Genomic DNA, 15,582 nt, shown 5'->3' with positions numbered 1-15,582 from the left:
GGCCAGCCACGACCTGCGCGTCCCGGACACACGACCGCCCGCCACGACTGACGTGGCGGGCGGCTGCGTTGTTGGGCTGTGGACGACGACCGGCTACTGCTCCGGGACCAGGTGGTCGAAGGTGAAGGAGGAGTCGCCGCTCATGGCGATGGTCTGGTTGGCCTGCACGCCGCGGATGACGACGCTGACATTCAGGTTGCTGATCTCCGTGCCGGCCAGGGCGTCGTCGATGTCGGCGGAGAAGTCGAAGGACGGGTTGGTCCCGGTCGCGGGCACGTTCTCGTAGACCTCGTCGATCAGGGTCACCGTGGTGAAGCCGTCCATGCCGGTCACCTTCACCTCCACGGTCATCAGGCCCACGGTGCCGCCGAGGCCGAAGAAGTCCGTGGTGGCGATGGTGCCGGTGACCTCGCCAGCAGTGTCCAGCAGGTAGGTCGTGCCGTCCTCCTGCGGGAAGTCGTAGGACAGCCCGAGGCCGGCCTCGTTGGCCACGCCGAACAGGAAGGCGCAGCCCTCGCTGTCGGCACCGGACCTGGTCGACAGGTGCAGGTGGTCGGCGTCACCGCCGCAGTCGTCACGGCGGAGGAAGTAGGTCTCCTCCTCCGACACGAGCTCGGCGGCGATGGCGAAGGTCGAGAACCCCACGGCCATCAGGGAGGCGAGGGAGAGGACGGCGATCAGTCGGCGCATGGCATGACTCCAGTGTCGAGGGCTGATGAGGGCCTGCTTCGACACCCGACCGCGGATTCCTGCTTCTGGCTCCCTTCCTGCCCCTGGACGCCCTTCCTGCTGCTGGATGCCACGTCCTCGGATACGGGCTGTTAGCGCTCGGTTAGCGGGGTGTGCCCACCATGTGCGTGCACATCGGCAGAGGGAGCACCCGAATGACGACGACTCGGACGACGACGGCTCCGACAACGATGATCGCGTTCGCTGCGGCGGTCGCGGTGGTCATGGCCCTGCTCCCGGCGATCGTGCCGCCTGCGTGGGCGCAAGCCCCCGAGGGTGATCCGGTCGAACGGGTCGGTGGCAGCGACCGGGTGGGCACCGCGGTCGCGGTCTCCCAGCGGTTCTTCGACCGGACCGACACCGCCGTGCTGGCCACCGCCAGCCGTTACCCCGACGCGCTTGCCGCGGGCCCCCTCGCCCGCGCCGTCCGCGGCCCGATCCTGCTGACGCCCACCGACGTGTTGCCGCAGTCCGTCAGCGACGAGCTCCACCGGTTGGGCGTCGACACCGTCCTCGTCGTCGGTGGGGACGCCGCGGTCAGCGACACCGTCGTCGAGGGCATGCGGGCGGACGGCCTGCAGGTCGAACGCATCGCCGGTCCCGAACGCTTCGCCACCGCCGAGGCGGTCGCCCGCTGGATGGCCGAGCGACACTCGCTGGGCACCGTGACCCTGGCACGGGGACGCGGTGACACCCCCGACGACGGGTTCGCCGACGCGTTGACCGCCGCGACGCTCGGGATGCTTGCCGACCGCCGACCCACCGTCCTGACCGAACGCGACGTCCTGCCCGACCCCACGCGGGCGGTCCTGCCCGACGTGTCCGATGCCGCCCTGCTCGTCGGCGGTACCGCGGCGATCTCGACCGAGGTGGCGACCGCCGTGCAGGGGCTGGTCGACCGGGTCGACCGGGTCCAGGGTCTGAACCGGGCCGACACATCGGTCAACCTCGCCGAGATGGTCATCGACCGGGTCGGACCGCCACGGCAGGTCCTGATCGTGACCGGCTCGACGTTCCCCGACAGCCTGGTGGCCGGCGGCATGACCGAGCTGCTCGGTGCGCCCGTGCTGTTGGTTCCCTCCAACCTCGTCGACGGGTTCCAGGGTGGGACACCCACCCCCGCACGGTTCGAGCCGGCCGCGCCCGAGGTGACAGCCTTCCTGCAGGAGTACTGCGAGGAGATCGAGCGGGCGACGGTCCTGGGACTCGAGGCCGCGGTCTCACCGGTGGTGGAGGAGGCCGTCGCGCGGCTGATCAACTGCGCCCCGCTGGGCGAGGAGCCCGAACCGACCCCCACGCCCACGCCCTCCCCGACCCCGACGACGGGCAGCCCCGACCCGACCGCGACGCCCACCCCAACGCCCACCCCGACGCCGACCGCGACACCCACACCCACATCGACCCCGACGCCGACACCCACGCCCACTCCCACCCTGCCGCCCATCGGCGGGGTCATCGTGCCCGACGTGGTCGGCCTGCAGCAGGGCGAGGCCATGGGCCGCATCACCGGGACGTCGCTGGTTCCCGCGTCCGGCGGCAGCCGCCACGACGCCGCACCCGCCGGCACGGTACTGGCCCAGACCCCGCCCGCCGGGACCGAGGTCGCCCGTGGCACCGCCGTGGAGATCGTCGTGTCGCTGGGCCCCGAGCTCGGCGTCATCCCCGACGTGGTCGGCCTGGACGAGGCCGGCGCCCGCCAGGCCATCACCGACGCCGGGTTCGCGGTCGGCCGGCTCGACGACGGCCAGTCCGACACCTTCGACATCGGCCAGGTCAACCGCCAGCTCCCACGCGCCGGCCAGCGGGCCCTCCCGAACACGCCGGTCGACGTGACCCTCACGACCGGCACCGTCAACGACCCGCCGACCATCACCTCCACCCCCACCACCAGCCACACCGTCGGCTCCCCCTGGACCTACGACGCCGCCGCGACCGACCCCGACGGCGACACGCTCGTCTTCGTCCTCCAGGCGGGACCACTCGAGCCCGACGGCAGCCCGGCTGCCACCATCTCACCCAGCACCGGCCTGATCACCTGGGACCCCACCGGCGACGACGCCGGCCCCACCGACTTCGCGGTCCGGGTCGAGGACGGCCGCGGCGGCATCGACGTGCAGTCCTTCACCCTCGACGTCGCCGTCCCGAACCGGGCACCCGTCGCCACCGATGACGTCCATGCCGTGGAGATCACCGACGTCCTGACCGTCGACACGGTCAACGGGGTGCTGTCCAACGACACCGACCCCGACGCCGACCCACTGGTCGTCACGCTGGACTCCCCACCCGCCAACGGCACCGTGGCGCTGCAGCCCGACGGGTCCTTCACCTACGACCCCGACGAGGCCTCCGGACCCAACCAGATCCACGAGGACATCGAGCTGACGTTCCTGACCCGCCCGACGGTCACCGCCAGCGCCGAACAGGGCAGCCGTCCCGCCAGCCGACTGATCGACCGCTATCCGGGTTCGTCCTGGTTCGTGCCGTCCACCAGCCCGACCACCGGCGCGACCATCACCCTCGACTTCCCGCTGCCCATCACCCCCGAGGAGATGACCATCCTCGGCAACCGCCAGTCAGCGGAGAACGGCTTCGGGGTCACCGACGTGCAGCTGGAGCTGCTCGACGCGGGCGGGGCGACGCTGCTCGGTCCCCTCGACGTGACGTTCGACCCGGGCACCCCCGGCGACGGGGCCGACCCCGACGTCACCGTCGACCTCGTCGCAGCCGCCGGCGGCACCGCCCCGGCCGGCGTCACGACGATCGTGGTCACCATCACCGGCACCGAAGGTCGCTACCCCGGCCTCGGGGAGATCATCGTGACCGGCGACGGCCCCGTCACCGAGCTCGCCCCGGAGGTCCAGTGGGCCGACACCTCCAGGGCGGTCTGGGTCCCACCGTCGGTCGGCGACCTCGACCGGGACGGCCACCCCGAGGTCGTCTACGTCAACTTCGACAGCCAGCTTCGTGTCGTCGACGGCCGCGACGGCACGGTGAAGTGGACCGCAGAGGGTCACGAGGACACTGCCGCCACCCCCGTCCTCGCCGACATCCACGACAGCCCCGGCATCGAGGTCATCTCGACGGTCGGCAACACCGTCCGCGTTCTCGGCGCCACCGGTGACGTGCTGGCCGAGGCGGCGACCGGACTCAGCGTCGTGGAGAACAACCTGTTCGTCGCCGACGTCGACACCGACGGCGACCCCGAGGTGCTGATCCCCGGCAGCAACCGGATCGCCGCGTGGGCGTTCGACGACACCGGCACCCTGGTGGAGGAGTGGCGGACCCCCAACCGTGGCTGCGGCATCAACAACTCCTACCGCTCGTGCATCCCGACGGCCGCCGACATCGACCTGGACGGCGCAGTGGAGATCGTCGCCGGGACCAACATCTACGACGGCCGTGACGGTCGGCTGATCCAGGAGATCACCACACCCGCCGACGGCTGGCCCGCCATCGGCCAGTTCGACGACGACCCGCAGGCCGAGATCGTCATCGTCGGCAGCAGCAACGTCTACCTGTTCAACCACGACCTGACGCCGGTGTGGCCAGCACCCTTCGACGTGCCCGGCCGCGGTGGGCCACCGACGGTCGCGGACTTCGACGGCGACGGCGCACCCGAGATCGGGGTGGCCGGCTCGGACCTGTACACCGTCATCGACACCGACGGCACGCTGCTGTGGCAGGCCGACACCGTCGACGGCAGCTCCAACGCCACCGGCTCGACGGTGTTCGACTTCGACAACGACGGGCGGACCGAGGTCGTCTACCGCGACGAACGCCACCTGTGGGTCTACGACGGCCCGACGGGTGCGGTCCGGGTGCAGGAGCCGATGCGGTCGGGCACGACGGTCGAACACCCCGTCGTCGCCGACGTCGACGCCGACGGGCACGCCGAGATCGTCTCCACGAGCGACATCGCCGCGCCGCTGCCCGACGGCACCACCAGGCCGCCCGGCATCCACGTCTGGCAGGGCGCCGGCGACAACTGGGTCCGGGCCCGGACGATCTGGAACCAGCACACCTACCACGTCACCAACATCCGGTCCGACGGCACCGTCCCCATGGTCGAGCAGCCCAACTGGCTGACCGCCGGCCTGAACAACTTCCGCGAGAACGCCTTCCTGCCCGACGAGTCGTCCCGGCTGGACAGCTTCACCTACGTTGCCTCCGACGGCGCCGACAGTGACACGGCCACGGTCTTCGTCGACGTCCTGCCCCCGGAGAACGACCCGTTCTTCACCTGCGACCCGTCTCCCGTCGCCGTCGTCGGCTTCCCCTACGAGTCGCGCATCTGCGCCACCGATCCCGACCCGGGTGACGACCTGACCTACGGCGTGGACGATGCCGGCCTCCAGGTGGTCGTGCCGGGCTCGTCCAACCCCTTCCTGGCCGCCCAGCCGGACGGGACCACCGCCAGCGGTGGCGACATCGCACCGGACCACTCGCCCGTCCGGGTCGAGGGGCTCACCCTCGTCCCGGGTGAGGCGCTGCGGTTCGGCGCGTCGGGGTTCAGCCACCACGCGGGTGGGGTCACCGGCCCCGGACCCGACGGCGAGAGCACCGTCTCCCGCGGGGAGGAACGGGGGATCGCGGGCTACACCATGCCGCTCAACGCGCTGGTCGGCGTGTTCCTCGGCGCCGACGTCCCCGCCGACCCGACCACCCCACCCGCGGGGCTGGACTTCTCCACACCGGAGTCGCGCAACCAGCTCGTGGTCGCGCCGGACGTCGAGCAGGTCTTCTTCATCGGCAACGGCCGGACCGGCGACGGCACGCCGCAGGACATCATCGTCCCGCCGGGCGCCACCCGCCTGTACCTGGGCACCAGCGACGGCTTCGGTTGGTACAACAACTCGGGGGCGTTCGAGGTCTCCGTCGTCGGCGGCACCTACGACGGCCCGACGGTCGACCCGGGGACGGGCCTGATCAGCTGGACCCCCGACAGCGCCGACGAGGGCACCCACGTCTACGTGTTCGAGGTCATCGACTCGACCGGCCGACGGGTGTTCCGCTTCCACACCATCACCGTGGTCCTGCCCGTCGACGTGCCGGACGTCGTCGGCACGGACGTCGCCGACGCCGAGACGACGCTGACCGGCGTCGACCTGCGGGTCGGACAAGTCACCCGCGTCCATGACCGCGACAGCGTCCCGGGGGAGGTGCTGGACCAGCAGCCGCCCGGCGGCAGCGTCGCCGCCCCGCAGGACCGCATCGCCCTGACCGTCAGCCTCGGCCCGGCGCCGGGGGACGAGGACGACGACGGCGACGGCGTCACCCCGAACGAGGGCGACTGCAACGACGACGACGACACCGTGTACCCGGGCGCGACCGAGACGGACGGCGACGGCGTCGACAGCGACTGCGACGGCTACGACGGCGTCCCGCCGACCCTGCAGGACCTGACCATCAGCCCCGACGACCCGGTCATCCGCATCGGCGAGGCCTTTCCGCTGCGCGGCCGGGCCGGCTACAGCGACGGCACCTCTCGCGATGTGACGGCCATCGGCACGTGGACCAGCGGCACCACCGCCACGGCCACCGTCGACGGGACCGGCGTGGTTCGCGGCCGTGCGGCCGGATCGACGACCATCACCTTCGACCACGGCGGGCAGCAGGACACCGTCACCGTGACCGTCCGCGCGCCCGCACCGGCCGACCAGACGCCCCCGACCATCGCCATCACCCAACCTGCCGGCGGCTCCACCGTCACCGCTGTCACCGACGTGGTCGGCACCGCCACCGACGCCAGCTTCGCCAGCTACACCCTGACCCTGCTGGACAGCGGCGGCACGCAGGTTCGCGAGCTCGGCAGCGGCACCGTCGCCGTCGTCGACGGGGTGCTCGGCACCCTGGACCCGGCGGGCCTGCCCGACGGCGTCTACACCCTCCAGCTGGTGGCCCGCGACCAGGCAGGCAACGGCGTCACCGGGCAGCTGCTGATCCGCATCGGCGCGCCACCGGGCGGCGCCACCCTCGAGGGCATCCTGCTGAACCCCGTCAACCCGCAGCTGCTGGTCGGCGACACGCTGGCCATGACCGCCACCGCCCACTACAGCGACGGCTCGACCGTCGCCGTCACCGACAACGGCACGTGGTCCACCGGTGACGGGGCGACCGCGACGGTGTCGACGACCGGCACCCTCACCGGCCAGGCCGCGGGCACGACGACGGTGACCGTCGACTTCGACGGGGGGTCCGCCAGCCGCACCGTCGTCGTGCGCCCGGTCGCCGGCGCCGTCGACCGCATCCCTCCGACCGCGGGCATCACCACCCCGACCGCCGGGACGACGGTGACCGAACCCGTCGATGTCGTCGGCACCGCCAGCGACGCCGAGCTGCTGCGCTGGACCCTGGACCTGGTGAACGGCACCGAGGTGGTCAGCCAGCTGGCGACCAGCACCGTCCCCGTGACCGACGGCGTCCTGACCACGCTCGACCCGACGATGCTGGTCAACGGCAGCCACGAGCTGCGGCTGACCGTCGTCGACGTCACCGGCAACACCGCCACCGCCCGCCAGCCGATCACCATCGACGGCCAGCTGAAGGTCGGCGCGTTCTCGCTGTCCTTCACCGACCTGACGGTGCCCATGCCAGGCCTGCCGCTGGAGGTCACTCGGCAGTACGACACCCGCGACGACGGGCTGGGTGACTTCGGGTACGGCTGGCGGCTGGGCCTGTCCAACCTGCACGTCACCAGCACCGGCACGCAGGGGCTCGGCTGGGCGATCACCGGACGCGGGTTCGCCTTCCAGCTGCAACCCACCAGGCCGCACACCATCACGATCGTCCTGCCCGACGGGCGGACGGAACGGTTCGAGGCCACCACCACCCCGTCGGGAACGGCCTTCGTCCCCCCGACGTTCGTGACGATGGGCTACGTCCCCCTGCCCGGGACCCGCGGCCGCCTCGAACCGCTCGGCAACCGCAACGTCATCGTCCTCGGCAACATCGGCCAGGACGCCGAGCTGGCCGACGACACGACCCTGCAGACCTACGACCCGGCGGGCTTCCGCTACACCACCAACGGTGGCGTCACCTACCTCATCGATGCTGACGGCGACATCCGGTCGGTCACCGACGCCGACGGCAACCGCATCACCATCACCGCCGGTGGAATCACCCACTCCGGCGGCCGCTCGGTCGTCTTCGAGCGCGACGCCCTCGACCGCATCACCGCCATCGTCGACCCCGACGGCAACCGCCAGGTCTACGCCTACGACGCCACCGGTGACCTCGTCGCCCACACCGACCCTACGGGCGCACGGACGACCTACCGCTACACCGGTGCGCACGACCTCGTGGAGATCGTCGATCCGCTCGGACGGACCGTCGATCGCAGGGAGTACGACGCCGACGGGCGGATGGTGGCCTTCACCGACGCACTCGGCAACCGCATCGACCTCGGCCACGACATCGGTGCCCGCCAGGAGGTCATAACCGAGCCCAACGGCGCTGTCACCGTCTTCGACTACGACGAGCGCGGCAACGTGCTGCGCGTCACCGACCCCAGGGGCGCGGTCACCTCGTGGACCTACGACGCCAACGACGTGGCGACCTCCCACACCGACCCGCTCGGCCGGACGTCTACCTACGTCGTGGACGCCGACGGCAACGTGCTGGAGGAAACCGACCCTGCCGGCAACACCACCGTGCGGACGTTCACGGCGGCTGGTGACGTCCTGACCGAGACCGACCCCGAGGGCAACACCACGACCTTCACCCACGACTCCAGGGGCAACGTCCTGTCGGTGGTCGCCGGCGACGGGGAGCTGGTGGAGTCGACCAGCTACGACAGCCGAGGGACCCCCGTCATCGTCACCGACGGCGTCGGGGGGACCGTCCAACGGACCCTCGACGCCTTCGGTCGGGCCACCACCGAAGTGCGGCCGGACGGCGGGACGTATCGGCAGGACTTCACCGACCCTTCGGCCCTCCTCGTCGAGGACCCCCTCGGTAACCTCACGACGATCGAAGCCGACGCCGCCGGACGGACAACCGCGATCGTGGACCCCGAGGGCGCGCGCACGGTCCTCGTGCGCAACGCCGTTGGCGACGTGCTGGAGCTGGACCGTCCGGGCGGCGCCGACCTCGCGATGGCCTACGACCCGGCCGGGCGGATACTCAGCGCGGCCGACGCCACTGGGGTGGGCAGGACCCACACCTACGACGCGGTCGGCCAGCTCGTCCGGGAGGTGGATGCCACGGGAGCCACCACGACCTACAGCCACGACCAGTCGGGCAACGTCACATCGAGGACCGACCCCGACGGCGCCACGACGACCTGGACCTACGACCTCGCAGGCCAGATGACGTCGGAGACCGACGCCAACGGTGCGACCACGACCTTCACCCACGATGCTGCAGGAAACCTGCACACCGCGACCGACCCCGCCGGTGGGGTGACGACCTACGCCCACGACGGGGCGGGGAACCTCGTTCGGGAGACGGACCCGGCAGGGGTCACCATCGCGTATGCCTACGACGCCCGGAACCGGCTCGTCCGCACGACCCATGGTGACGGCGGCACGGTGACCCGGTCCTATGACAACGCCGACCGATTGACCAGCGTGACGGATGCGATGGGCAACGTCCGGTCCCTGGAGTACGACGCGGCCGGGAACCTGATACGGGTCACCGAGCCGGGCGCACGGACGACGATCGCCACGTACGACCGCAACGGCAACCGGACCTCGGTCACCGACCCGCTCGGTCGGACGACCAGGTACGCCCACGACCACGCGGGCCGGATCGTCCGGACCACGTTCCCCAGCGGGCTCGTCGAAGAGACCGAGTACGACGCCGTCGGCAATCCCGTCCGGACCGTCGACCGTGCCGGAGGGCTGACCATCCGCACCTTCGACGACGGTGGCCGGCTGCTGACGGAGACACGACCCGACGGCACCGAGACCACACGACGGTACGACGCCGCCGGACGAACGGTCCACGCCACCGACAGCGGTGTCGCAACCGACATCACCACCGACGAGCTCGGCCGACCCACCGCCATCCAGACGACGGGGGTGGGACGGATCGCCTACACCTACGACGCCGTCGGCAACCTCACGACGATGACGGCCGAGCCCACGGCGGGAACGACGCACACCGTGACGTACGCCCACGATGCCGCCCGACGGCTGGTGGGTACCACGGATGCCGCTGGCACGACCACCTACGCCTACGACCTCGCCGGCCGGCCGACGACGGTGGCGGCCGCCAACGGGGTGACCACGACACACACCTACGACATCGCGGGCCGACTCGACACGGTCACCCTCGCCAACGCCGCCGGTGCGCTGTCGGGGTGGGACGCCACACGTGACCTCAACGGCGACATCACCATGATGACCGCTCTCGACGGGGCGACCTCCACCTACACTTACGACGCGAACCGCTGGCTGGTCGACGAGCAGCACCGCGATGCCGGCGGGACACTCGTCAGCGGGCACACCTACACCTACGACGCCGCGGGCAACCGGACCCTCGACGTCGACCGGACCGGTGCGCGCACCACCTCCACGTACGATCCGGACAACCGCCTGATGTCTCAGGGCGACCTCATCCACTCCCACGACGCACGGGGCAACCGCATCGGCTCGACCGGTCCGGCCGGATCGACGCTGCTGGGTTACGACCGTGCCGACCGGTTGATCAGCGCCAGGACCCCGCAGGGTGTGGTCACCTACACCTACGATGCGATGGGCAACCGCATCACGGAGCAGGACACCTCTGGGACGAGCATCAACCTGCACGATCCCCTCGCGCCCACCGGGCTCAGCGAAGTCGTCATCAGCACCGGGCCCGCCGGGCAGGTCGACCGCACGTTCGGGCTGGACCTGATCGCCGTCACCGGGCCCGACGGACGTGAATGGACCCACGCCGATCACACCGGGGACATGCGTCTGACGACCGACTCCGGCGGACAGGTCGTTGCCCAGCGTCGCTACGACGCGTTCGGAACCGTCGCCGAGTCACAGGGAACCACCCTCGTCACGCACCTCTTCGACGGGGAACGACTGGACGCGCGGACGGGGCTGTACGTGATGCGAGCCCGCGACTACGACCCGACGGCCGGACTGTTCACCGGAGTCGACCCGGAGACCGGAACCCTGGCCGAACCGCTGACCCGGCACGCCTACCAGTACGCCTTCAACAACCCGATCACGTACGAGGATCGGACCGGTCGCGTGGTCACGGTCGGGGGTGTCATCACGGGCTTGGTCATCGGCGCGGTGATCGGCGCCATCGGCGGCATCGTGTCGGCCTACCAGCAGGGTGACGGCTTCACCCACGAGTTCATCGGCGACGCCACCGTCTACGGGCTGGCCGGCGCAGTCGGCGGCTTGGTCGCGGGCATCCTGGGCGGGGCCCTGGTCGGCATCCTTGCTGATGTCACGGCGATCACGGCCGGCATCGCCCTCGTGGTGGCCCTCGTCCTGGTCATCGTGATCTTCGCCGTGAACATGCTGGTGCTGGTCATCCAGGGGACCAGCCCCCGCGTGGCTGCCGAGGAGGCCCTCGTCTCGACCCTGGCAGCCGGCGTCAACATCGCACGGAACACCGTGTTGTTGCTGTGGAACATCGGCATCGGGATCGCCAACTACCTGATCGGCAAGTACGAGGAACCAGGGGACCCACCAGCCACCGCGAGCGGTTGAGCCCCCTTCGCACCCGTACGAACCCATTACGGCTCGCGGGGTCACCGCAAGCCATGAAACACTCCTCGGTCCGGACCGGTTCAGGCCCGTCCGTACCGCGCGAGCCTATGAGGGGATCGCGCCCTGGCAAGGAGTTGACATGCCCCTGTTCAGTCCTGTCCGCCTCTCGCGACTCGGCGCCGGCCCGGTGGTGCTGGCCCTGCTGGCGCTCGTCGCGTCGTTGCTCGCCGCAGCCGGTCCCGCCGCCGCCGTGCCGACCGGCCCCACCCAGCTCATCAGCGTCAACGCCGACGGTGACGACGCCGGTGACGACGACTCCACCGGTCCCGCATCGATCTCCGACAGCGGCCGCTGGGTCGCCTTCACCTCCCGCGCCACCGACCTGGTCGACGGGTTCGTCGACGGCAACGGCGCCAACCTCGGCGACGTCTACCTGCGCGACACCGTCATGGGCACCACCACGCTGGTCAGCCACGCCGCCGGGTCGCCGCTGACCTCGGCGAGCGGTGGCTCCTCGGGTACCCCGGTCGTCTCCGCCGACGGGAGCTACGTGGCCTTCACGACCTTCGCCACCAACCTGGTCGCCGGCGTCACCGACACCAACAACGAACGCGACGTCTACCTGTACTCGATCGCCGACGGCACCACGACGTTGGTCTCCCACGCCCACGACGACCCGAGCCAGACGTGCGACGAGGGCCTGTCCCTGGGCGTCGACCTCGCGGGCGACGGCAGCGCCCTGGCCTACCAGTCGGCCTGCGACGACCTGATCCCCAACATGCAGGCCTCGGCGAACTCCCAGGTCTTCCGGTACGACCGCATGGCCGACACCCACGAGCTGGTCTCGCGTCCCAACGCCATCAACCCCAACGACGTCGAGCCCGGCAACGGCAACTCGCAGAACGCCGACCTCTCGGGTGACGGCCAGTTCGTCGTCTACACCACGTCGGCCACCAACATCGGCGCCGGGGGCGACACCAACAACGCCTCCGACATCGGCTACTACCGGATCAACGCCGTCAACGGCGGCAACCTGCCGTCCCTGTCCACCTACCTGTCGCTCAACAACGCGCTGACCGGCACCGGCAACGGCTTCTCGTCCCGCGCGACGATCTCCGACGACGGTCGCTGGATCTCCTTCGAGACCGAGGCCACCGACATCGGTGGCGGCACCGACGGCAACGGCGGGCTGGACGTCATCCTCGTCGAGGCGCCCCCCGGCCAGGTGCCCACCTGGACGCGCATCTCCTCCAACGCCGGCGGCAACGCCGGCAACGGGCAGTCCTTCAAGGCCGTCGTCGCCGGCTCCGGCGACTACGTGGCGTTCCTGACCCTCGCCACCGACCTCGTCACCACCGGGCCGACCAAGGCCACCGGTACCAGCTGGGACGTCGTCCGATACGCCGTCGACACCGGCGACATCGTCCTGGGATCTCCCAACGCCGCCGGCACCGACGGCGGCAACGAGGACTCCGGCGCACCCGGCCTGGCCGTCGGGCTCGGCATCGCCTCCAACGGTGACGTCATCTACAGCTCCGAGGCAACCGACCTGGTCGACCCGGCCATCGCCCCCGAGCAGCACATCTGGGCCTTCGACGGCACCGACGTGACGCTCCTGTCCACCGTCGCCGGCGGGGTCACTCCCGCCAACGACACCTCGCGCCAGCCGGTCATCGCCTCCGGCGGCGACTGGGCCGTGTGGACCACCGACGCCACCAACGGCACCGTGACCGCCGACACCAACGGCGAGAGCGACATCGTCGCCATCGTCCCCGAGGTCCAGGCCATCGTGCCCGAGCTGACCATCGACGACGTCGAGATGGCGGAGGGGAACGAGGGCGCGACCACGTTCACGTTCACCATCACCCAGGACGTCATGGTCCCCAGCGACGTCACCGTCGACTGGGCGACCGCCGACACCGACACGGGTGAGGGGCACGCCACCGGTGGCGGCCAGCCGCTGGAGGGCGTGGACTACCTGACCGCATCCGGCACGGCGACCGTCATGGCCGGCACGACGACCACGACCGTCGAGGTCACCGTCCACGGCGACACGATCGTCGAACCCGACGAGACGTTCGCCCTCACCCTCTCCAACCCCATGGGCGCGACCATCGCGGTCGACGGTGACACTGCCATCGGCACGATCCTCGACGACGACGGCGAACCCATCGACATCGCCGATCTGCGCGACGGCGTCAACGACACCCTGCGCGTGGTCGTCGAGGGCGGCCCGTCCAACAACGCCAACGCCGACGTGGCCCTGCGGTTCAGCCAGGCCACCTTCCCCGACGCGCCACCGTCGACCTTCGCCCAGGACGGCGGACGGCGTGCGCTGCTGGCCACCGACGCCGGGTTCGCCGACGCGCTGGCCTCCGGTGCGCTGCAGGGCAACACCGTCGCAGACGGCCGCCCGCTGCTGCTGACCGCGACCGACGAGCTGTACCCGTCGGTGCTGGCCGAGCTCCAGCGGCTGGGCGTGACCGAGGTCGGCATCCTCGGCGGCACCGCCGCGATCGACCAGTCCGTCGAGGACGCCCTGACCGCGGCCGGCTACACGGTCGTCCGCTACGCGGGTCCGTCCCGGCTGGAGACCGCCATCGAGGCCGCCCGGCTGGAGTACCCCTCGGCGACCACCGGCATCCTGGCCCGTGCCTTCCCGGCCGCGGGCGGCGACGACACCCAGGCCTTCGCCGACTCCCTCGCCGCCGGCGCATGGGCAGCCGACGAGGGCTGGCCGCTGCTGTTCACCCAGACCGAGGTGCTGTCCACCTCGACCATGACCTACATGCAGCAGTCGACGATCGAGACCCTCTACGTCGTCGGTGGTGAGGCCGCCATCAACGAGACGGTGCTGGACGCCGTCCGTGCGCTGGGCATCGAGGTCATCCGCGTCGCGGGTGGCAGCCGGTTCGACACGGCCCTGGAGATCGCCGAGCAGCGTGGCTACGTCGACGAGCGCGACGCCGAACGGGTGATGGTGCTCGACGGCACCGCCCCGAACGCATGGGCAGCCGGGTTCGCCGGTGCCGGCCACTCCGCCATCCACGGGGCACCCGTGGTGCTTGGGGTCGAGGATCAGCTGGTCCCGCAGACCCAGGCGTTCCTGGACCCGCCGACGTCGTTCGCCGTCGACGAGGACATGGTCGACGGGTACGTGCTGGTCTGCGGCATCGCGCCGGAGCGGTGCACCGAGAGCCGGTCGCTGCTGGGCCTGCCCGACCTGGCCGACGTGGTCGAGCCCGACGGCAGCTACCCGCAGGGCGGGACCATCCCGTTCGAGCTGTCCGGCACCTACAGCGCCACCGGGTACGAGACGCTGCTGGACTGTGACGGCCAGCAGGCGCTCGTGACGGACGGCGGCGCGGTGTCGGGGTCGACGACGATCAGCGTCGACGTGCCCGGGGACCACCCGACCGGTACCTGCCTCGTGAAGGTCAAGCTGGTCTACCCCAACGGCAGCGAGCAGCTGGCCGTGGCCGACGTGGAGGTCACCGAGGCCTCGTAGCCGCAACCCACACCCACGGCCCCTGGGCACCACGCTCGGGGCCGTGGCGTGTGGACAACTGGGGTTGCTCGTCATCGGCGGACCCCACTACCGTCCCTGTATGACGTTTCGTAGTACGATGGGGGACGTGGAGTCCAGACCCATCTCGGCCCGTCTCGACGAGGACGCGCAACGTGCCCTTGCCGAGCTCGAGGCGACCGGGCTCAGCCGTACCGAGGCCGTGCGGCTGGGGTTGCTGACCGCTGCGCGGCAGCTGCGGGACCGCGCTCGCCTCGAGGTGGAGGTTGCCGCGCTGGCGGCGGACGAGGAGGACGTTGCCGAGGCTCGCAGGGTTGCGGCGATGATGGAGGACCTCCGTGACCCGTGGTGACGTGTTCGAGCTCCGGCTCCGGGGTCGAACCGGACACGAGCAGGACGGCCGTCGATTCGGCGTCGTGGTGCAGTCCGATGCGCTCCACCGACTGTCGACCGTCCTCGTCGCCCCCACCTCCCGGTCGGCGAGGCCTGCCACGTTCAGACCGGAGATCGAGGTGGACGGTCGGCGGACCCGCGTCCTGGCCGAGCAGACCTCGGTCGTGGACGCCTCTCGTCTCGGGAACCTCGTTGGACACCTGACGCCCCAGGAGCTGTGGGGCGTCGACCTGGCCCTGTCCCTCGTCCTCGGACTGGGTTGAGGCGCGGGACATCCTG

The 15,582-nt window shown here is 71.0% G+C and carries 5 protein-coding genes; 4 read left to right on the top strand and 1 reads right to left on the bottom strand.

What is annotated here, in order from left to right:
* Positions 1-93: 93 nt before the first annotated feature.
* Positions 94-690 (bottom strand): hypothetical protein, encoded by a 597-nt coding sequence (locus tag CUC05_RS15945; protein WP_108667114.1) that lies wholly within the window; start codon positions 688-690, stop codon positions 94-96.
* 194 nt (positions 691-884) lie between these two features.
* Between CUC05_RS15945 and CUC05_RS15940 the strand changes: the two genes are divergently transcribed.
* From CUC05_RS15940 to CUC05_RS15925, 4 genes are all read left to right on the top strand, one after another.
* Complete coding sequence (locus CUC05_RS15940) at positions 885-11,384, top strand: cell wall-binding repeat-containing protein (RefSeq protein ID WP_170128037.1); 10,500 nt, start codon at positions 885-887, stop codon at positions 11,382-11,384.
* 139 nt (positions 11,385-11,523) lie between these two features.
* Entirely contained in the window at positions 11,524-14,892 is a 3,369-nt protein-coding gene (locus tag CUC05_RS15935; protein WP_108667112.1) for a cell wall-binding repeat-containing protein, read from the top strand.
* A 127-nt stretch (positions 14,893-15,019) separates the two neighbouring features.
* Positions 15,020-15,262 carry a hypothetical protein gene (locus CUC05_RS15930; RefSeq protein WP_157965641.1) on the top strand — a complete coding sequence of 81 codons (243 nt, stop codon included), beginning with the start codon at positions 15,020-15,022 and terminating at the stop codon, positions 15,260-15,262.
* Positions 15,249-15,566 (top strand): type II toxin-antitoxin system PemK/MazF family toxin, encoded by a 318-nt coding sequence (locus CUC05_RS15925; protein ID WP_108667110.1) that lies wholly within the window; start codon positions 15,249-15,251, stop codon positions 15,564-15,566. The genes CUC05_RS15930 and CUC05_RS15925 overlap by 14 nt, the downstream gene beginning before the upstream one ends.
* The last annotated feature ends 16 nt before the right edge of the window (positions 15,567-15,582 follow it).

Origin of the sequence: Euzebya rosea (assembly GCF_003073135.1) — a bacterium.
GTDB classification, from domain to species: Bacteria; Actinomycetota; Nitriliruptoria; order Euzebyales; family Euzebyaceae; genus Euzebya; species Euzebya rosea.
The sequence above is the reverse complement of the archived record's forward strand: the minus strand, read 5'-3'. Positions and strand labels throughout refer to the sequence as shown.